The organism is Pseudomonas sp. AU12215 (assembly GCF_001675465.2).
In the GTDB taxonomy this organism is placed as follows: domain Bacteria; phylum Pseudomonadota; class Gammaproteobacteria; order Pseudomonadales; family Pseudomonadaceae; genus Pseudomonas; species Pseudomonas nitroreducens.
Window position 1 is genome coordinate 17,455 of record NZ_MACM02000006.1, and the last position, 17,725, is coordinate 35,179.

Genomic DNA, 17,725 nt, shown 5'->3' on the forward strand with positions numbered 1-17,725 from the left:
ACGACCTGGGCCGAGCAGCCCTGCGCCACTCGGAAGGCGGCCCCGGCGTCACTCGATGGCGAAGTGGATGCTGTAGTTCACCGTTTCGCCGCGCCGCGCGCTGGCGCGCATCTGGTAGACCTGCACGCTGTAGGTTCCCGAGGCTGGCAGCGCACCGCTCCAGTCCTGGCCGACTGAGCCAGCGCCCAGGGCGGTCGATTCGCCCGGCTTGTCGCCCGGAGCGAAGAGGTTGAAGTTTGCTTTGCTGCTGCCCGTGACGCCGACTTTCATGTGTTGCCCGGCCTTGGCCGAAAGCGTGTAGAGGACTGTGTCGTAGCCCTTGAAGCTGCCTTTGTGGGCGGTGCTGCTTGCGCCCTTGGCGAAGTGCACTGGGACCGTGGTGACGGTGTCGGCAGCCAGCGCGAACGCGGGAGTGGCAGTGGCAAGGCAGAACAGCAGCAGGGAAGCTTTCATGGTGATCATCCTGTGTTCAGGGGGCGGGGAAATCATGACGCAGCCTGCCAGTGGTGTCCGGCTACGAAGGTCAAGAATGCATCCAGCGGCATCGCCTGGCCGAACAGCCAACCCTGACCGTACTGCACGCCACGCTGGCGCAGGTACTGCAGTTGCTCGTCGGACTCGATGCCCTCAGCCACCAGCAGCAGCTTCAGCTGGCGCGCCATGGCGATGGTGTGGTCGGTCACCGGGCAAGGCGTGCCGGCCGAGAGCGGCTGGACGAAGGAGCGGTCGATCTTCAGCAGGTCCAGCGGCAGCCGCCTGAGGTATTGCAGGCTGGAGTACCCGGTGCCGAAGTCGTCCAGGGCAATCGGGTGCCCTGCCGCGCGGCTCTGCGCCAGTGTCCGGTGCGCCGCATCGATGCTCAGCAGGCTGCTTTCGGTCACTTCCAGCCAGATGCACTGGGCGGCGATGCCCGCGTGCTGCCGTTCCTGCGTCAGGTGCGGGAGGAAGGCGCCGCTGGCTACATCGCGCGCCGACAGGTTGATCGACACGTGCTGCAACTGCCCGGAAACGAGGCTGGCGCCCAGCTCGCGGCAAACGCCAGCGATCACCTGCGCGGTGATCGGCTCGATCAGGCCGCTGGATTCGGCCAGCGGAAGAAAGCTGTCAGGCATGCCCAGCGAACCGTCCGCGCGGCGCCAGCGCACCAGCGCTTCGGCGCCGATGCAGCGGCCGTCGCGCAGGTCGAGGATGGGCTGGTAGAAGGCGTGGAATTCGCCCTTCGCCACTGCCCGTGACAGTACGGCCAAGGGCGACAGCCATGCCCGCACACGGCGCGCCACCAGCCAGCACCACAGGCCCGAAAGCAGCAGGGCCAGCGGTGCGAGCATCAGCATCTCGCGCCACAGGTCGCCGAGGATTTCCTGGCGGGTGACCGCCGCGACGGTCTGCCAATTGCCGTGCGCAACCCGCGCGTACACGTAGCCGTCCTGCAAGCCGGAGTGCGGCTCACCATGGATGCGCGTCAGCACCTGGGCGAAACCGGCGGCAGGCGTACCCAGCCAGTGCCCCGCGGGCGTGCCCAGCGCCAGGCTGACACCGGGCGCCAGGGATGTCTCGAGGAAGTGTTCCGGCTCGATCAGCAGGTTGAACGCGGCATCGCGCAGGGCCAGCATGGGTTTGGCCGGCACAACGAACGGCTGCACGTTGATCGACACGCCAAGGCCCTCGCGGGTACGGAAGTCTTCCGGCCAGCGCTGTGCCGGGGACGTGACGGCGCCCCAGGAGCTGCAGACGAACACCTCTTCCTCGACATAACCGACTGCCTTCACCGCCAGCGTGTCGATGGCCACCAGGCGCATCTGCTCGATGCCCTCCACCGAGCAGGGCGGCAACGGCGAGCTGTTCAGTTGCCGCAGCGCGGTCGCGGCCTGGGCCAGGGTTCGGTCCGCGCGTTCGGAGGCAAGCCGTGCCAGGCTTTCCAGGCGTTCAGCGGTGTGTTGCATGACCAGGTGCCAGGCGAGGAAGCCGCTGCCGGCCATGACCAGAGCGACACCCAGCGAGCCGGCGAGGATGCCGGCCCTGACGATTCGAGTGCGACTCATGTGGGTCACCTTGAGGGGAATGGGGAGTCTTTGCACGCATTCTTTCCCAGTGGCCATGAACTGAGGATGCGAAATCCAGTCACGACTTGTAGGAACATGACTACACGAAAGCCGCCGCCATGCCCTAGAGTGGAGAGCAGACCAGAGGGATAGAGATGGCGCGGATACTGATCGCGGACGAACACCCGATGACCCGCTACGCCGTGCGCATGCTGCTGCAGGCGGAGCGCCACACGGTAGTCGGGGAAGCCTGCAACGGCCTCGAAGCCCTGAGCCTGGCCACGCGCCTGGCCCCGGACCTGCTGATCATCGATATCGACCTGTCGCAGCTCACCGGCCTGGATGTCATCTCGCGCCTGCGCGCGCGGGGGCTGACGTTGCCGATCCTGGGCTACAGCACCCAGGACTCGGAGCACTACGTCGGCCGCTTTCTGCAGGCGGGCGCCTCGGGGTTCGTCAGCAAGCACCAGGACATCGAGCGCCTCAAGGAAGCACTGGGCGTTGTCCTGCGTGGGCACAGCTACTTCCCGGCCGAAATGCTCGGCAGCGTGCACCGCGGCAGCCTGCACGAGAACGACGCCGAGCGCGTGGCCTCGCTGTCCAACCGTGAATTGAGCGTGCTCAGCCTGCTCGCCAGCGGCTACAGCAACCAGGAGATCGCCCACGAGCTGACCATCAGCGAGAAATCCGTCAGTACCTACCGGGCGCGCATGCGCAGCAAGCTCAACCTCTCCAGCATGCTCGAACTGATCGATTTCGCCCGCCGCAACCACCTCGCGGCACCCGCCAGCGATGCCCATGGCACCGATGCCGATACCGGCGGAACGCCCCTGTGGCGCTCCATGGTCGAAAGCCTGCCGGCGGCCTTCTACGTTCGCGATACCGAGGCACGTCTTGTCTATGCCAACCCGGCGCACCTGGAGCTGTACCAGGCGGAGCTGGACGACGTGCTCGGCACCCGCACCACCGAGGTGGACTGGTACTCGCCCAGCGACGCCCGCAACATGCTGCGTTTCCTGCAGCGCGCGATCAGTGAGGAGCAGTCCTTCAACAAGGACATCGAAATCAACGTCCACGGTGAACGCCGTGTGCTGCATCACTGGGGTACGCCCTATCGGGATGGCGAAGGCAACCTGCTTGGGATGATCTGCTGCAGCACCGACATCACCGAACGCTACGACCAGCTCGAAGAGCTGCGCAGCCGCGCCGAAGCCGGCGAACTGGCGCATCAGCAACTGACCGACCTGTTCACCAGCGCGACCACCCACCTGAACGAACGCCTCCAGGCGCTGGCCGATACCCTGGGGCAGCCTGGCGGCCCGGCCCTCGACCAGGCCCAGGCGATTCTCGACGAGCTGCGAGTCCATGGCGCCTCGCTCAAGCGTGCGCTCATCGCCCAGGATGAAGTCCCGCTGCTGCCCTCGCGGCTTGACGAACTCGCCAGCGAGGTGCTCGAAGCCCTGCACGGCGTGGCCGGGCAGAAGCAACTGGCCCTGAAGCTGGAAACCGACAGTCGCTCGCGCAAGCGGCTGCTGGTCGACGCCAAGTCCCTGCGCGAGGCGTTGCGGCACCTGGGCCTGTACGTGATCGACCTGACCGATGACGGCAGTGTCCGGCTATGCATTGCCGCCACCCCGAAGCAGGAACAGATGGCCGTGCGGATTACCGTCGAAGGCCTGCCGGGGAGCAGGCGCCGCGAAATGCGCGCGTACTCACTCTCCGAGCTGACCCGCGACTACCCCGCCCGCAACCCGGCGCGCAGCAGCCTCAGCCTGAGCATCGCCCAGCACCTGATCAACAGCATCGGCGGCGAGCTGCAGGTGTCCCAACTGCCCGGCCAGGCCTGCAGCGCGACCGTGCACCTGTTGCTGCAACCCGCCGGCTGAAACCTGCGGCGGGCGCAACCGCAGGCGCTCATACGATCGTACAGACCCCTACGCGGCGCTTCTTACCTTGGGTGGATTGTCCGCCCTGACCCACCCCTGCAACCTTTGCCTCCCCTTGCCGGCCGCTGAACGCGGGCTCCTGCCGCCCGTTGCCGACTCTCGGCAGCCGCCTGCCCGGCCACTTATAAATTCAACAAAGGTTGTACCCATGAGCGTGTTTGATGTCATTGAACATTCCCCGGTATCGAAATTTCACCGCAAGCTGCTGCTGGCCTGCTGCGGCGGGCCGTTCCTGGACGGCTATATCCTCAGCCTGATCGGCATCGCGCTGATCGGCTTCGGCCAGGACATCGCCGCCACCTCGGTGGAAACCGGCCTGATCGGCGCTGCCTCGCTGCTGGGCATCTTCTTCGGCGCGACGGTGTTCGGCGCCATCACCGACCGCATCGGCCGGGAAACCATGTACGCCCTGGACCTCACCATACTGGTGATCGCCTGCGGCCTGTCTGCCTTCGTCACCGAGGCCTGGCAACTGATCGTGCTGCGCTTCGTCATCGGCCTGGCGGTCGGCGCGGACTACCCCATCGCCACCTCGCTGCTGACCGAGTTCACCCCGTCCAAGCGCCGTGGCTTCATGATCGGCGTGTCCGGCCTGGCCTGGTCCTGCGGCGCCATGACCGCCTTCATCGTCGGCTACCTGATGGTCTCCTGGACGGGCGACCATTCGCTGTGGCGCTGGATGCTGTTCAGCGGCGCGGTGGTCGGCATCATCGTCGTGCTGATCCGCCGCGGCATCCCGGAATCGCCGCGCTGGCTGGCCAGCAAGGGCCGCATCGAGGAAGCGCAGAAGGTCATCAAGCTGGTCTACGGCAGGGACGTGGTGATCACCCCGGCCGACGTCGCCGAGCTGAACGACGGCGGCCGCCATCGCTCGTGGAAGAGCGACCTGAAGATGATTTCCTCGGGCGGCTACCTCAAGCGCACCATCATGTGCGGCATGCTCTACTTCGCGCAGATCACTCCGCAGTACGTGCTGTACACCTTCGGCAGCATGATCCTGCTGACCGCCGGCATCAAAGGCGAGAACTCCTCGACCCTGGGCGAGCTGATGATCGCCATTCTCTTCGCCATCGGCGTGATCCCGGCGCTGAAACTGGTGGAAACCTGGGGCCGCCGGCCCATGGTGGTGGTGCCCTTCGCGCTGATGGCGCTGCCGCTGCTGGCCCTGGGCCTGTGGGCGGACGCGCCGGCCTGGTTCATCGTCGGCGCCTTTGCCTTCTATGCCTTCGTCTCCGGCGGGCCGAGCATCCTGGAATGGATCTACCCCAACGAACTGTTCCCCACCTCCGTGCGCGCCACTGCCGTGGGTGTGGCCGTGGGCTTCAGCCGCATCGGCGCGGCGACCGGCACCTACCTGATGCCGATCGGCATCGAGTCCATCGGTTTGCAGGCAACCCTGCTGATCGGTGCGGCGATCACCCTGCTGGCGTTCTTCATCTGCCTGGCCTGGGCGCCGGAAACCAAGGGCCGTTCGCTGCAGCAGTCGGCATCGCTGAGCCTGGCGACCTGATCCGTTATCCAGCCTGCCCCCCAAGCCCATCGGTGACCCGATGGGCTTTTTTTTGTGGGCGAGCTACCGGCGTTCCCGCACAAGCGGACCTTGTCCGCAAGCCGGTCCCGGTTCGCGAGCAAGCTCGCTCCTACAAAAAATGCCAGGCCCATCTGTAGGGCCGAGGGGGACGCCTAGTCCTTGCTCGCCAACATCGAAGGCACGTGGCATCCGGCTGCACAGACGGAAATCGAGCACCGAAACAGTCGTCTCATCTCGAAATCCCGCCCCTCCACCCACAAAAAAGGCCACCCGAAGGTGGCCTGAAAGTGCGGGCGGGACCGCACACTGGGAAGACTTACTGCTTGGCGGCCCAGGCGTTGAAGCGCTGCTCCAGCTGCTCGCCGTGGTCGGCCCAGAAGGCTGCGTTCATCGCCACCTGGCCGGCCAGGTTGGCCTCGTCGGTGGGCATGTTGCTGCGGCGCGCGGCGTCCACCAGCGGGACGGCAGTACGGTTCACCGGGCCGTAGGCAATCTGCTGCGCGTAGTTCTTCTGCTGCTCGGTCTGCAATACGTACTGGATGAAACGCAGCCCTTCCTCGGTGTTCTTCGCGCCCTTGGGAATGGCGAAGGCGTCCATGTCGTAGATGCCACCGTTCCACACCACGCGCAGCTGGCTTTCATCCTGCACGGCGGCGATCCGGCCGTTGTAGGCGGAGCTCATCACCACGTCGCCGGACGCGAGGTACTGCGGCGGCTGCGCACCGGCTTCCCACCACTGGATGCTCGGCTTGATCTGGTCGAGCTTGCGGAAGGCGCGGTCCTGGCCTTCCTTGGTGCCGAGCACGGCGTACACATCCTTCGGCGCCACGCCGTCGGCCATCAGGGCGAACTCCAGGGTGTACATGGCGCCCTTGCGCAGGCCGCGCTTGCCGGGGAATTTCTGCGTGTCCCAGAAATCCGCCCAGCCGGTGGGCGCACTCTTCAGCTTGTCGGCGTTGTAGGCCAGCACCGTGGACCAGACGAAGAAGCCCACGCCGCAGGGTTGTACGGCGCCTTCCAGCAGTTCAGGGGCGAGCTTGGCAATGCCCGGCTGTTCGCCGATTTCCTGCAGCAGGCCTTCATCGCAGGCGCGCGCCAGTTCCGGCATTTCCATCTCGACGACGTCCCAGGAAACGCTGCCGGTGTCCACCTGCACCTTGACCTTGGCCATCTCGCCGTTGAACTCGTCGGCGATCAGCCGGCTGCCACTCTGCTGCATGTAGGGCTGGTAGAAGGCCTTGACCTGGGCGGCCTTGTTGGCGCCGCCGTGGGAGACCACGGTGAGGTCGGCGAAGGCAGGGAAAGTCGCCGCGCAACCCAGGGCGCAGGCGATGGAGGAACTCAGGATCTTGTTCATTGTTATGGTCTCCGGTGAGTAGACGGCCCGCCTCGCGGCAGGCGGCGCCATCCGGGGCCTCCAAGGGCTCGCATGGCGCACTGCCAGCTAGTCTTGGGGCACGCGGGCAAGCTCCACAATCAGACGGAACTACAATTCGGAAGACCCCGCTCGTATCCTGGTACGAAGCCTGCGATCCCCACTCAAGCCAGGCGCGACAAGGCCTCGCGCTTGGTGGCATGCTTGCCGGCCGTTTCTCTTCGCTGCGGACCCGCCATGCCTTTCCATATCCAGGACATCCTCGACAACGCCTCCCTGCGCACCCGCCTGCTCGGCGGCAGCGAAGGCGTCGGCCGGCGCCTGCGCTGGGCGCACGTGTGCGAGCTGGCGGACCCCACCGAATGGCTCGGCGAAGGTGACCTGCTGATGACCACCGGCATCGGCATTCCCGCGCAGGCGCAGGCGCAGCGCGACTACCTGCAACGCCTGGCCGGGGCGCGGATATCGGGGCTGATGATCGGCGAGAACATGCAGGCGCCGGCGGATATCCAGGCCCTGCAGGACGAAGCCTGCCGGCTGGGTTTCCCGCTGCTGATGACCGACTACGCGGTACCCTTCTCCGCCGTCACCCGCGCCATCGTCGACGCCAGCAAGCAGGAAGAGCACGAACGCCGCAGCGCCGTCACCCGCATCTATGAAAGCGCGCGCATCGGCCTGCGCGGGCTCGGCCTTGCCGGGCTGCTGCGGCGGCTGTGCAGCGACGTCCGAGCCCAGCTCTACCTGTTCGATACGGCCACCCTGCAGCCCTGGCAGGAGGGCTTGCCGCCGCTGCCGGACAGTTGGCGGGCAACCCTCGCCCAGCGTCGCTCGGTGCCGGACACCGTGACCCGCTGCAGCAATGGCGAGCAGGAAGCGCTGGTGATGCCACTGCCGTCGCTGGCCACCTGCGAGATTCTCGCTACCGGCGGCGAGCTGCTCGACTACGGCCTGCTGCACCATATCGTCGCGGTGCTGGGCATCGAGCTGGAACGCGCCCAGGTCGAACACGAGCGCATGCTGCGCCTGGGCTCGGAGTTGCTGGATGACCTGCTGCAGCAGCGCCTCACCGAGCGCGCCGCGCAGGAGCGCCTGGCGCAGCTGAACTGCCCGGTGGATGCCGCCTGCCTGGTGCTTGCGCGCGCCGCCGGCGAACTGCCGACGCACTGGCAGCAGCGCCTGCAGCGGCTGGGAATGGGGCTGCTGGTGCGCCACCAGGGCAGCGAGCTGATCCTGCTGCTGAACGATCCGGCCCAAGCGCAGGCCCTGCAGGCCGAGCTGGACTGCATGCTCGGCCATAGCAACCCGCTGGGCCATGCATTGCGCGCGGTGGAAGCACTGCGCGAGGCACGCCTGGCGCTGTCCCATGCCAACCGCCAGCGACCGCTGGTGGCATACGCCGATGCGCAGGGCGAGCAGTCCTGGCTGCCGGCGAGCCTGGAGGAAGCCCGCCGCGTACATCGCCGGGTGCTGGGTGCGCTGGCGGATTACGACGCGCAACAGGGTGGCCAGTTGCAGCACACCCTGCGCGTCTTCCTCGAACAGAACCGCTCCTGGCAGAAAGCCGCGCAGCTGCTCAACGTACACAAGCAGACGCTGGTCTACCGCATCCGCCGCATCGAGGAAATCACCGAGCGCTCGCTGGATTCCACCGAGGACGTGGCCGTCCTCTGGATCGCGCTGCGCTCGGCGCAGATTGCCGGGATGGACCTGGGGATCAGGGAATGATCACGAAGCTCTTGCGCACCGTCTCGCGGATATCCCAGGTGCCCTGACAGTTCGCCGGGAACAGCACGGCGTCGCCGGCGCGCAGTTCGATGGGCTCGCCGTCGTCCGGGATGAACAGGCAGTGGCCGCTGATGAAATGGCTGAACTCCCGTGACAGCACCTGGCGCCGCCAGCGGCCGCGCGTGCATTCCCAGACACCGGTGAGCAGCCCACCCTCGCCTTCCTCGGCGTGGGTCGCGGTGCCGGACACGGGGGTGCCCTGGGGTTCCTTCACCGGCTGCGGCGCCGGCAGTTCGAGTCCGGCGGTGCCGGTGAGCAGGATCGGTTGGGGCATGCAGCTGTTCTCCTAGAGGTCCTTGTCTTCGAGGCCCGCCGGAGCGAAGCCGGCCAGGGTGCGGTCGAGCCAGGCGCCCTTGCGGTTCTGCGCCTCGGCCTGTTCCTTGCGTTGCACCGCACCGCGCACCATCAGGCCGCCGATGTAGCGCACCGGTTCGAGCGGAAAGCGCTTGGGCTGGCGGCCGACCAGGCCGCAACGGCTCCATTCGTCATCGATGCCCAGCGCGAGACTGGCGAGGATGCGCCCGCCGAGACGGCTCGGGCCGACGCCGTTGCCGCTCCAGCCGATGCCGTAGACGATGTGCGGCGCGCCGTTCAGGTGGCCGAACACCGGCAGGCTGTCGTAGGTGCGGTCGATGGGCCCGGACCAGCTGTGGGTCACCGGCACGTCGTCCAGTTGCGGGTAGGTGCGGCGCAGGTCCTGTTCGGTGGCGTCGTTGAGCTGCGGGTTGTGGTCGTAGCGCTCGTCGATGCGGCTGGCGTAGCTGATCATCCCGGTGCCCTTGCCAAAGGCGATGCGGCCGTCCCGGGTGGTGCGGTAGTAGTCGACCATCAGCTGCGAATCGGTGACGGCTTCGCCGCCGGTCCAGCCGATCTGCTCCAGGCGCTCGGGAGTCGGCGCGGTGGCGACCACCGTGCTGGTCACCGGCAGGATGGTGCGGCGCAGTTCGGGAATCGCCGCCGCCCAGGCATTGGTCGCCATCACGACCTTGGGTGCGCGCAATTCGCCGCCGGGCGTGCGGATCACGGCCGGCCGGCCGCGATCCAGGCTGAGCATCGGGGTGTTCTCGAAGATGCGCACCCCCTTCTCCAGCGCCACCCGGCGCAGGCCGCGCACCAGGCGTGCCGGCTGCACGGTGGCGTTGCTGGCTTCCAGTACGCCTTCCAGGTGCTTCGGCGAGCCGGCGCGGCGGGCCACTTCACTGTCGGAAAGCGATTGGAAGACCGGCTCGCCCAAGCGCGCACAGGTCTGCTGCACGCCCTTCCAGGCACCGCGCTGCGCCTCGGTGGTGGCGGTCCACAACCAGCCGGCGCGGCGGAAGTGCGCGTCGATATCGTGGGCCTTGCAGAATTCCTCGATCTCGCCGATGGCCGCCGCCGAGGCTCGAGCCAGGCGCAGCGCCTCATCCTTGCCGCACTGCGCGGCCAGCGAGCTGATCTTCGGCCACCAGGACATGACGAAGCCGCCGTTTCGCCCGGAGGCGCCGCCACCGCAGATGTCGCGCTCGATGATGGCGATACGGCAGTCAGGCTTGAGCTCCAGCAGGCGCAGCGCGGTCCAGAGGCCAACGAAGCCGCCGCCGACGATGGCCACGTCGACTTCGAGCGGGCCTTCCAGGGCAGGCAGCGGAGTCAGCTCGGAGGCGATTTCCTCCAGCCACAGGGAACGTTTCATGTGCGGATTCCAGATTGAACGGTAGTGCGCCACTGTCCTGTGTCAGGCCAGTGGCGAACAATCGTCCGTTCCATGCAATCCGGGGGAAGGCTTCATACGAAGATATGAAGCCGATGGACGACCGCACTCTCCGCCCTGCTCTGTGCCTGAGCTTCCCCCTCACCCCACCCCTCTCCCTCAGGGAGAGGGAGCAGACCGTGCCGGCTGACGCTATGGTTTCATCCTGCAGCGAGCAGTCCCCTCTCCCGCTTGCGGGAGAGGGTTAGGGTGAGGGGCTCTGTTCCTTTGGGAGCGGATTTATTCGCGCGGATCAGGCCTTGGGCTTTTTCGGCGCCAGGCCCGGCTTGGCGAACTTCACGATCAGCCAGTTCTCCGACTTGCCATGCTTCACCGTGACCTCGACCACGCGAATGCTCGCCGGCACCGTCGCCAATACCTGGCGGGCGTCCAGACCCGGCTTGATGTACTTGTCGAGCTGTTCGTAGAGGCGGTAGCTGATCATGCCGCTGCGCAACGCGTGGGTCTCGAAGTCGCCGATGGCCTTGGCGTCGGCCTCGGTGCGGTTCGGGTTCAGGGTATGTGCCAGGACGTCGACCACATTCTTGTCGTCGGCGATGGCCACCAGCATGAAGCGCTTGGCCACTTCCTGCAGCACGCGCCGGTACGCGGCGTCGTTGTATTCGGTGTACAACACCGCCTCCACCAGCTTCTGCTTGTCGAAGGTCAGTGCCAGGCGATAGCGCGTGCCGGCATAGTCGACACCGTCCTTGCAGCGCGCGGTGACGCCCATGGGCTGCAGGCATTCGACGAAGCCCTGCTGCTTGCCGAAACCCTTCTGCGCCGCGCCGTAGTTGTACTTGCCGAACAGCGGGTCAGCCGCCGACGCCCAGCCCGCGACGCACATCAACAATGCCCCGATTGCCCATCTACCCATCACACACAAGTCCCGCTCGGTTCAAAACTCGCGAGGATAGAGGATTCGGAACGGTTATGGTGCCCCGCGGGCGATGACCGGCGTTGCCGATAATGGGTTCGCGAGCAAGGAGCAGGCGTCTCCTCGGTCCTACCGATCAGCTCCGCAGCGCATTTCGTAGGAGCGAGCTTGCTCGCGATCCGCACCCCACAGGACCGTAGGGCGCATAACCTGGAACAGGTTATCCGCCGACCGGCTTGCGGCGGATAACCTCGGTCAGGACGCTCAGTCGAAGCGATACTCCAGCCCCGCCCCCGCGTACCACGACCGCCCCGGCGCCGCCTCGTAGTAACGACCATTGCTGTCGCCGACGATCACCGAACCGACGTACTGGCGATCCAGCAGGTTGTCCAACCGCACCAGCTGGTGGAAGGTCCAGGGCCCGACATGCTGCTCGAAGCGGGTGCGCCAGTTGAACACCGCATAGCTGGGCGCCGGCTTGTCCTGGTTGCTGTCTTCGACGTAGACCTTGCTGCGGTACTGGCCTTCGAAGCCCATGCTGATACCGTCCCGGGGCTTCCACACCAGCTCGCCGAACAGGCTGCTGCCGGGCACGCCGGGCAGGTGGTTGCCCTTTTCGATCACGCTGCCGCTCTCGACGAAGTCCTCGTCGTAGGTGGCATCCAGGCGCGTATAGGCGAGATTGGCCTGCCAGTGTTCGGAGAGGTCGCTCTGCACGCCCAGCTCGAAGCCCCGGCGCAGGGTCTTGCCGGCGTTCTGGTAGCTGGTGCGGCCGTCGGTGGAGCTGGCAACGACGATCTCGTCGTCGGTACGGATTTCGAATATCGCCGCGTTGACCCGCGTATTGCCGGCGACCTTCGCCTTGAGGCCGACTTCGTACTGGGTGCTGGTGGCGGGGTCTAGGCCGAAGTTGAAGCTTTCCGCCAGCCCTGGCGCGTAGGCCATTTCTGCCTGGGTCGGCGTCTCGAAACCCTTGCCGGCACTGACATAGCCATGCAGGTTCGGGGTAAAGGCATACATCACCGAGAGCGACGGGTTGTTCTGCTGGTACGTCTTCGAGCCACTGGAATCGCCGTTGCTCAGGTAATGGTCGTCCACTTCCATCTTCATGCTGCTGTGGCGCAGGCCGGCGTCGAAAGTCCAGTTGCCCAGCTCCCAGCGCGCCTGCACGTAGGGGTCGAGGCTGGTGGCGATGTCGTTTTCGTTGCGGCGCATCTCGCCCTTCACACCCAACTGGTCGCCGCTGAAATTCTGGAAACCCTTGCGGTCGTCTTCGCTGCGGTCGTAGTCCACCCCGGTGGTGACGGTCAGCTCACCCGGCACGCCGTGCACCGGTTGGATCCAGCGCAGGGTGCCGCCGTGGAATTGGCGATCGAAGTCCACTACCCCGCCACCGCGCTGGGCATTGGAAGCCACGCCCCTGGGGATCGACAGGTACTGCACCACGCTGCGCTGGCCGGCATAGAGGTTGAACTGCAGGGTCGCGTCGCCGAAGTAGCGCTCGTAGTTCATGCCCAGCTGCTGGTGGTCGATGCTCTTGCGCGTGTTGTAGGTCTCGGCCGCCGCTGCCACCGAGCGCGGGTCGTGCCGGTATGCGTCCCAGGTCTGGCCCAGCGGGTCCTGCGTGCCGTTCTGCTCCAGGCTGCTGTAGATCAGCGCCAGGCGGCTGTCTTCGTCGGGCTTGAAGTTGAGCTTGGCGAAGGTCTGGTCGCGACGCGCGGCGCTATGGTCGCGGTAGCCGTCGGTGTCCATGCGCGAGGCGTCGAGCAGGAAGCCGGCCTGGTCGGTGCCGCCTTCGGCATAGAGGTGGTTCTTGTTGAAGCCGTCGCTGCCGAAGGTGGTCTGCGCACCGACCTTCGGCGGGCCATAGCCGTCGCGGGAGAACATCTGGATCACCCCGCCGCTGTTGCTGCCGTAGAGCGTCGAGGCCGGACCACGGAGTACTTCGATGCGGTCGGCGACATCCAGGTTCAGCGTCGCCGCCTGGCCCTGGCCGTCCGGCGTGCTGGCGGGAATGCCATCGCTGAGCAGCTTCAGCCCGCGAATGCCGAAGGCTGAGCGCGCGCCATAGCCGCGGGAGGAAATCTGCAGGTCCTGGGCGTAGTTCTGGCGGTTCTGCACCACCAGGCCGGGGACCCGCTGCAGCACTTCGGAGGCATTGACGCCGAGCTGGCCATCGCTGAGTTGCGGCTGCTGCACGGTGTCGATGGAGAACGGCAGGTCGAAGCTCGATACCGGCGCATAGGCGCCCGTCACCACCATGGGCGCAAGCTGCACTTCACTCTCCATCTCCGCGGCTTCGGCGCGGGCCAGTTGGCCGTGGACAGCACCGCAGATCAGCAACGGCAGCAGTTTGAGTTGGGTGGGCACGACAGAGCGGTTGGCAGGCACGGTGACTAGGATTCTTCTGTAGGACCGAGCAGCGATGCTGCCAGTCGCGGCAGCCGCTGCACAGGTTTGTTGTGGATTGGCGTCTTGTGGGCAAGGGGCGAACAAGAGGCTATTTCATTCGTCAGGATTTTAATCTTCGACGATTGTACTATCTAGTTAATTAGCATGCTAAGCGTATAATTGGCGAATTCCACAGCGAGAACCTTCTGTATGAAACGAGTAGAGCGCGCATCCCGCGCGAGCACTTTCATCCTCCTCGGCCTGGGCGTGATCATCGCCCTCCTCGGCCTCGCCCTGGCTACCGGCGGCGTCCGCCTGGTCAGCCTCGGCGGCTCCTGGTATTTCCTCATCGGCGGCCTGGCGATGGCGATTTCCGGCCTGCTGATCGCCCTTCGCAAGCCGGCAGGCGCCTGGCTGTTCGCCGTTTTCCTGGTCGCTACCGGGGTCTGGGCCGTGGCCGATACCGGCCTGACATTCTGGCCGCTGTTCTCGCGGCTGTTCATGTTCAGCGCCATCGGCGTGGTGGTCGCGCTGGTCTATCCGCTGCTGGCCCGCTCGGCAGGCCGCAACGCTGGTCGTGGTGCCAATGGCATCGCCGCTGTGCTGGCGGTACTGGTGGCCATCGCCGCCGGCAACATGTTCGTCGCCCATCCCAGCGTCGCGCCCACCGGCAAGGGCCCCGGCCTGACGCCGGTGGACCCGGCCCATGCGCAGAAGGATTGGGCACACTACGGCAACACCGAGGGTGGCAGCCGCTTCGCCGCGCTGGACCAGATCAACCGCGGCAACGTCGACAAGCTGCAGGTGGCCTGGACATACCACACCGGCGACGTGGCGATCAGCGACGGCAACGGCGCGGAAGACCAGCTCACCCCGCTGCAGGTCGGCGACAAGGTGTTCATCTGCACCCCGCACAACAACCTGATCGCGCTGGACGCGGACACCGGGAAGGAGCTGTGGAAGAACGAGATCAACGCCCAGTCCAAGGTCTGGCAACGCTGCCGTGGCATGGCCTATTTCGATTCCACCAAGGAAATCGCACAGCCGACCCAGCCGAACAGCACGCCGGTCATCGCCGCCAGCGTTCCGGTCGGCGCCAACTGCCAGCGTCGTCTGCTGACCAACACCATCGATGCGCGCCTGATCGCCGTGGACGCCGACACCGGCGAGTTCTGCCAGGGCTTCGGCACTAACGGCCAGGTCGATCTGAAGGCAGGGTTGGGCGACGTACCCGACTCCTACTACCAACTCTCCTCCGCTCCGCTGATGGCCGGCACCACGGTGGTGGTCGGCGGCCGTGTCGCGGACAACGTCCAGACCGACATGCCCGGCGGCGTGATCCGTGGTTTCGACGTCATCACCGGCGCCATGCGCTGGGCCTTCGACCCGGGCAACCCGCAAGACAAGCAGGCCCCGGCGGACGGCAAGAGCTACGTCCGCAGCACGCCCAACAGCTGGGCGCCGATGTCCTACGACCCGGCGATGAACACCGTCTTCCTGCCCATGGGCAGTTCCTCCACCGACATCTATGGCGTGGAGCGGACGAAACTCGACCACACCTACGGCGCTTCGATCCTTGCTCTGGACGCTACGACCGGCACGCAGAAGTGGGTCTACCAGACCGTGCACAACGACCTCTGGGACTTCGACCTGCCGATGCAGCCGAGCCTCGTCGACTTCCCCGTGGCCGACGGCAAGACCGTTCCGGCAGTCGTCATCGGCACCAAGGCCGGGCAGATCTACGTACTCGACCGCGCCACCGGCAAGCCGCTGACCGAGGTCAAGGATGTGCCGGTCAAGCCGGGCAACATCCCCGACGAGCCGTATTCGCCGACCCAGCCCAGATCCGTCGGCATGCCGCAGATCGGCGCGCAGACCCTCAGCGAGTCGGACATGTGGGGCGCCACGCCCTATGACCAGCTGCTGTGCCGCATCGACTTCAAGAAGATGCGCTACGACGGCCTCTACACCGCGCCGGGCACCGACCTGTCGCTGAGCTTCCCCGGCTCCCTGGGCGGCATGAACTGGGGCAGCCTGTCCACCGACCCGGTGCACGGCTTCATCTTCGTCAACGATATGCGCCTGGGCCTGTGGATCCAGATGATCCCTTCGGCCAACAAGGGCGCGGCCGCCGGCGGTGGCGAGGCACTGAACACCGGCATGGGCGCCGTGCCGCTTAAAGGCACGCCCTACGCGGTGAACAAGAACCGCTTCCTCTCGGTGGCCGGCATCCCGTGCCAGGCACCGCCGTTCGGCACCCTCACCGCCATCGACCTGAAGACCCGCCAGGTGGCCTGGCAGGTACCGGTGGGCACCGTGGAAGACACCGGCCCGCTGGGCATCCGTATGCACCTGCCGATTCCCATCGGCCTGCCGACCCTCGGCGGCACGCTGTCCACCCAGGGCGGCCTGGTATTCATCGCCGGCACCCAGGACTTCTACCTGCGCGCCTACGACAGCAGCAACGGCGAGGAGATCTGGAAGGCCCGCCTGCCCGTCGGCAGCCAGGGCGGCCCGATGACCTACGTGTCGCCGAAGACCGGCAAGCAATTCATCGTCGTTACCGCCGGTGGTGCGCGTCAGTCCACCGACCGTGGCGACTACGTGATGGCCTACGCGCTGCCCGACACCCCGACAGCCAGCCAGTAACCCTCCCATCGCGCCCGCTTCGTGCGGGCGCCTCCTTCCGGCGCGGCACTCCCACCGCGCCTTTTTTATTCGCTTCAAGCTCAGGAAACTCCATGCGCACTTCCCTTCGCCTCACGCCCGGCCTGCTGCTGTGCGTCGCCTCGCTGCCTGCGCTGGCAGCAGAAGGCCTGCTCGAACGATCCACGATGACCGGCGACTGGGGCGGCCTGCGCCACCAGTTGGAAGAAGATGGCGTCAAGTTCACCGGCGACTACAGCGGCGAGACCGCCTACAACGCCCACGGCGGCCTGCACCGTTCCGCGCGCTATTCGCAGAACATCAAGCTGGGCGTGCAGTTCGACCTGTCGAAACTCTACGGCCTGGAGAATGGCGGCAAGGTCCAGCTGACCATCAACGACCGCCGCGGCAACAGCGCCTCGGAAGACCTGGTGGGCAACCGCCTGCCGATCCAGGAAAACTACGGCGGCCTCTATACCCGCCTGACCGAGCTGAGCTACGAGCGCGACCTGGGCCAGGCGGTGAACCTCAAGCTCGGCTACATGGCCATGGGCAATGACGTCGGCGGGCTCGACAGCGGTATCCTCTGCAACTTCATGAACGCCGGCTTCTGCGGCCACCCGCTGAACATGTCCGGCGGCAGCGGCTGGACCAACTACCCCAACGCGCACCTGGGCGCACGGGTGAAGTACAGCTTCGCTCCGGACTGGCAACTGCGCATCGCCGCGTTCAACGTCGACCCGGAAAGCAACGGCAACTCCAGCCGCGCCTGGCACCTCACGCCCAAGCACGCCACCGGCACCGTGGTGCCCATCGAACTGGTCTACAAGCCTCAGGGCGAATTGCCCGGCGAGTACAAACTGGGCTGGTACTACGACAGCTCCGACGTGCAGCGCATCGGTAGCAACAAGGAAGAGTCCGGGCGCAGCGGCCACTACCTGCTGGTCGACCAGGCGGTGTGGAACGATCCGGCCTCCGAGGGCCGCAGCCTGCACCTGTTCGGCCAGGCTTCGGCCGCCAGCAGCGCCGCCTCGCCCTTCACCAAGTGGTACGGCGCAGGTGTAGTGCTCTACAAGCCCTTCGAAGGCCGCCCGAAAGACAGTCTCGCGCTGGGTTACGGCCGCGCCGTACCCAACCCGCGCAGCCGCGAAGTGCAGGAGAACAACGCCCTCGCCAACAGCCAGGACTACCCGAACCTGGACAGCGGCGAACAGCTCATCGAGCTGAGCTACGGCTACCAGGCCACGCCCTGGCTGACCCTGCGCCCGGACCTGCAGTACGTCATCGAACCGGGGGCCTTCTCCGGCCAGGACATCGACAACGCCCTGCTGCTCGGCCTACAGGTGAAAGCCAGCTTCTGAGAAACGCGATCCTGAGACAAATTGATACAGTAACCCCATGAT

At 66.3% G+C, this 17,725-nt stretch carries 12 protein-coding genes; 5 read left to right on the forward strand and 7 right to left on the reverse strand.

Annotation, left to right across the window (positions count from 1 at the left end; genetic code table 11):
* Positions 1-48 precede the first annotated feature (48 nt).
* On the reverse strand, positions 49-453 hold the full coding sequence (locus tag A9513_RS01585) for a hypothetical protein (protein WP_024762538.1): 405 nt from the start codon (positions 451-453) through the stop codon (positions 49-51).
* Between the two features lie 32 nt (positions 454-485).
* Positions 486-2,042: an EAL domain-containing protein gene (locus A9513_RS01590; protein ID WP_065083796.1), complete on the reverse strand. Its 1,557-nt coding sequence runs from the start codon at positions 2,040-2,042 to the stop codon at positions 486-488.
* Between the two features lie 155 nt (positions 2,043-2,197).
* Between A9513_RS01590 and A9513_RS01595 the strand changes: the two genes are divergently transcribed.
* Both A9513_RS01595 and A9513_RS01600 read left to right on the forward strand, forming a co-directional pair.
* Positions 2,198-3,928: a response regulator gene (locus A9513_RS01595; protein WP_065083797.1), complete on the forward strand. Its 1,731-nt coding sequence runs from the start codon at positions 2,198-2,200 to the stop codon at positions 3,926-3,928.
* A 208-nt stretch (positions 3,929-4,136) separates the two neighbouring features.
* Positions 4,137-5,498: an MFS transporter gene (locus A9513_RS01600; RefSeq protein WP_024762535.1), complete on the forward strand. Its 1,362-nt coding sequence runs from the start codon at positions 4,137-4,139 to the stop codon at positions 5,496-5,498.
* A gap of 337 nt (positions 5,499-5,835) precedes the next feature.
* Here the strand turns inward: A9513_RS01600 and A9513_RS01605 are convergent, their stop codons facing one another.
* A complete protein-coding gene (locus A9513_RS01605; protein WP_065083798.1) occupies positions 5,836-6,876 on the reverse strand; it encodes an ABC transporter substrate-binding protein in 1,041 nt (346 codons plus the stop codon).
* 255 nt (positions 6,877-7,131) lie between these two features.
* Between A9513_RS01605 and A9513_RS01610 the strand changes: the two genes are divergently transcribed.
* Positions 7,132-8,619 (forward strand): PucR family transcriptional regulator, encoded by a 1,488-nt coding sequence (locus A9513_RS01610; RefSeq protein WP_065083799.1) that lies wholly within the window; start codon positions 7,132-7,134, stop codon positions 8,617-8,619.
* Here the strand turns inward: A9513_RS01610 and A9513_RS01615 are convergent.
* From A9513_RS01615 to A9513_RS01630, 4 genes are all read right to left on the reverse strand, one after another.
* A complete protein-coding gene (locus A9513_RS01615; RefSeq protein ID WP_065083800.1) occupies positions 8,609-8,953 on the reverse strand; it encodes a cupin domain-containing protein in 345 nt (114 codons plus the stop codon). The two genes, A9513_RS01610 and A9513_RS01615, sit on opposite strands and share 11 nt — an antisense overlap.
* 12 nt (positions 8,954-8,965) lie before the next feature.
* Positions 8,966-10,351 carry an FAD-binding oxidoreductase gene (locus tag A9513_RS01620; RefSeq protein WP_065083801.1) on the reverse strand — a complete coding sequence of 462 codons (1,386 nt, stop codon included), beginning with the start codon at positions 10,349-10,351 and terminating at the stop codon, positions 8,966-8,968.
* Between the two features lie 310 nt (positions 10,352-10,661).
* Positions 10,662-11,285: a hypothetical protein gene (locus A9513_RS01625; RefSeq protein ID WP_128082467.1), complete on the reverse strand. Its 624-nt coding sequence runs from the start codon at positions 11,283-11,285 to the stop codon at positions 10,662-10,664.
* 264 nt (positions 11,286-11,549) lie between these two features.
* Positions 11,550-13,574 (reverse strand): TonB-dependent receptor, encoded by a 2,025-nt coding sequence (locus A9513_RS01630; RefSeq protein WP_141678324.1) that lies wholly within the window; start codon positions 13,572-13,574, stop codon positions 11,550-11,552.
* Positions 13,575-13,886: 312 nt separating this feature from the next.
* Here A9513_RS01630 and A9513_RS01635 point away from each other — a divergent pair, with 312 nt between their 5' ends.
* Together A9513_RS01635 and A9513_RS01640 are read left to right on the forward strand one after the other, a co-directional pair.
* Positions 13,887-16,325: a glucose/quinate/shikimate family membrane-bound PQQ-dependent dehydrogenase gene (locus A9513_RS01635; RefSeq protein WP_065083802.1), complete on the forward strand. Its 2,439-nt coding sequence runs from the start codon at positions 13,887-13,889 to the stop codon at positions 16,323-16,325.
* 92 nt (positions 16,326-16,417) lie between these two features.
* Positions 16,418-17,683, forward strand: coding sequence for a carbohydrate porin (locus tag A9513_RS01640; RefSeq protein WP_065083803.1), 1,266 nt, complete (start codon positions 16,418-16,420; stop codon positions 17,681-17,683).
* The last annotated feature ends 42 nt before the right edge of the window (positions 17,684-17,725 follow it).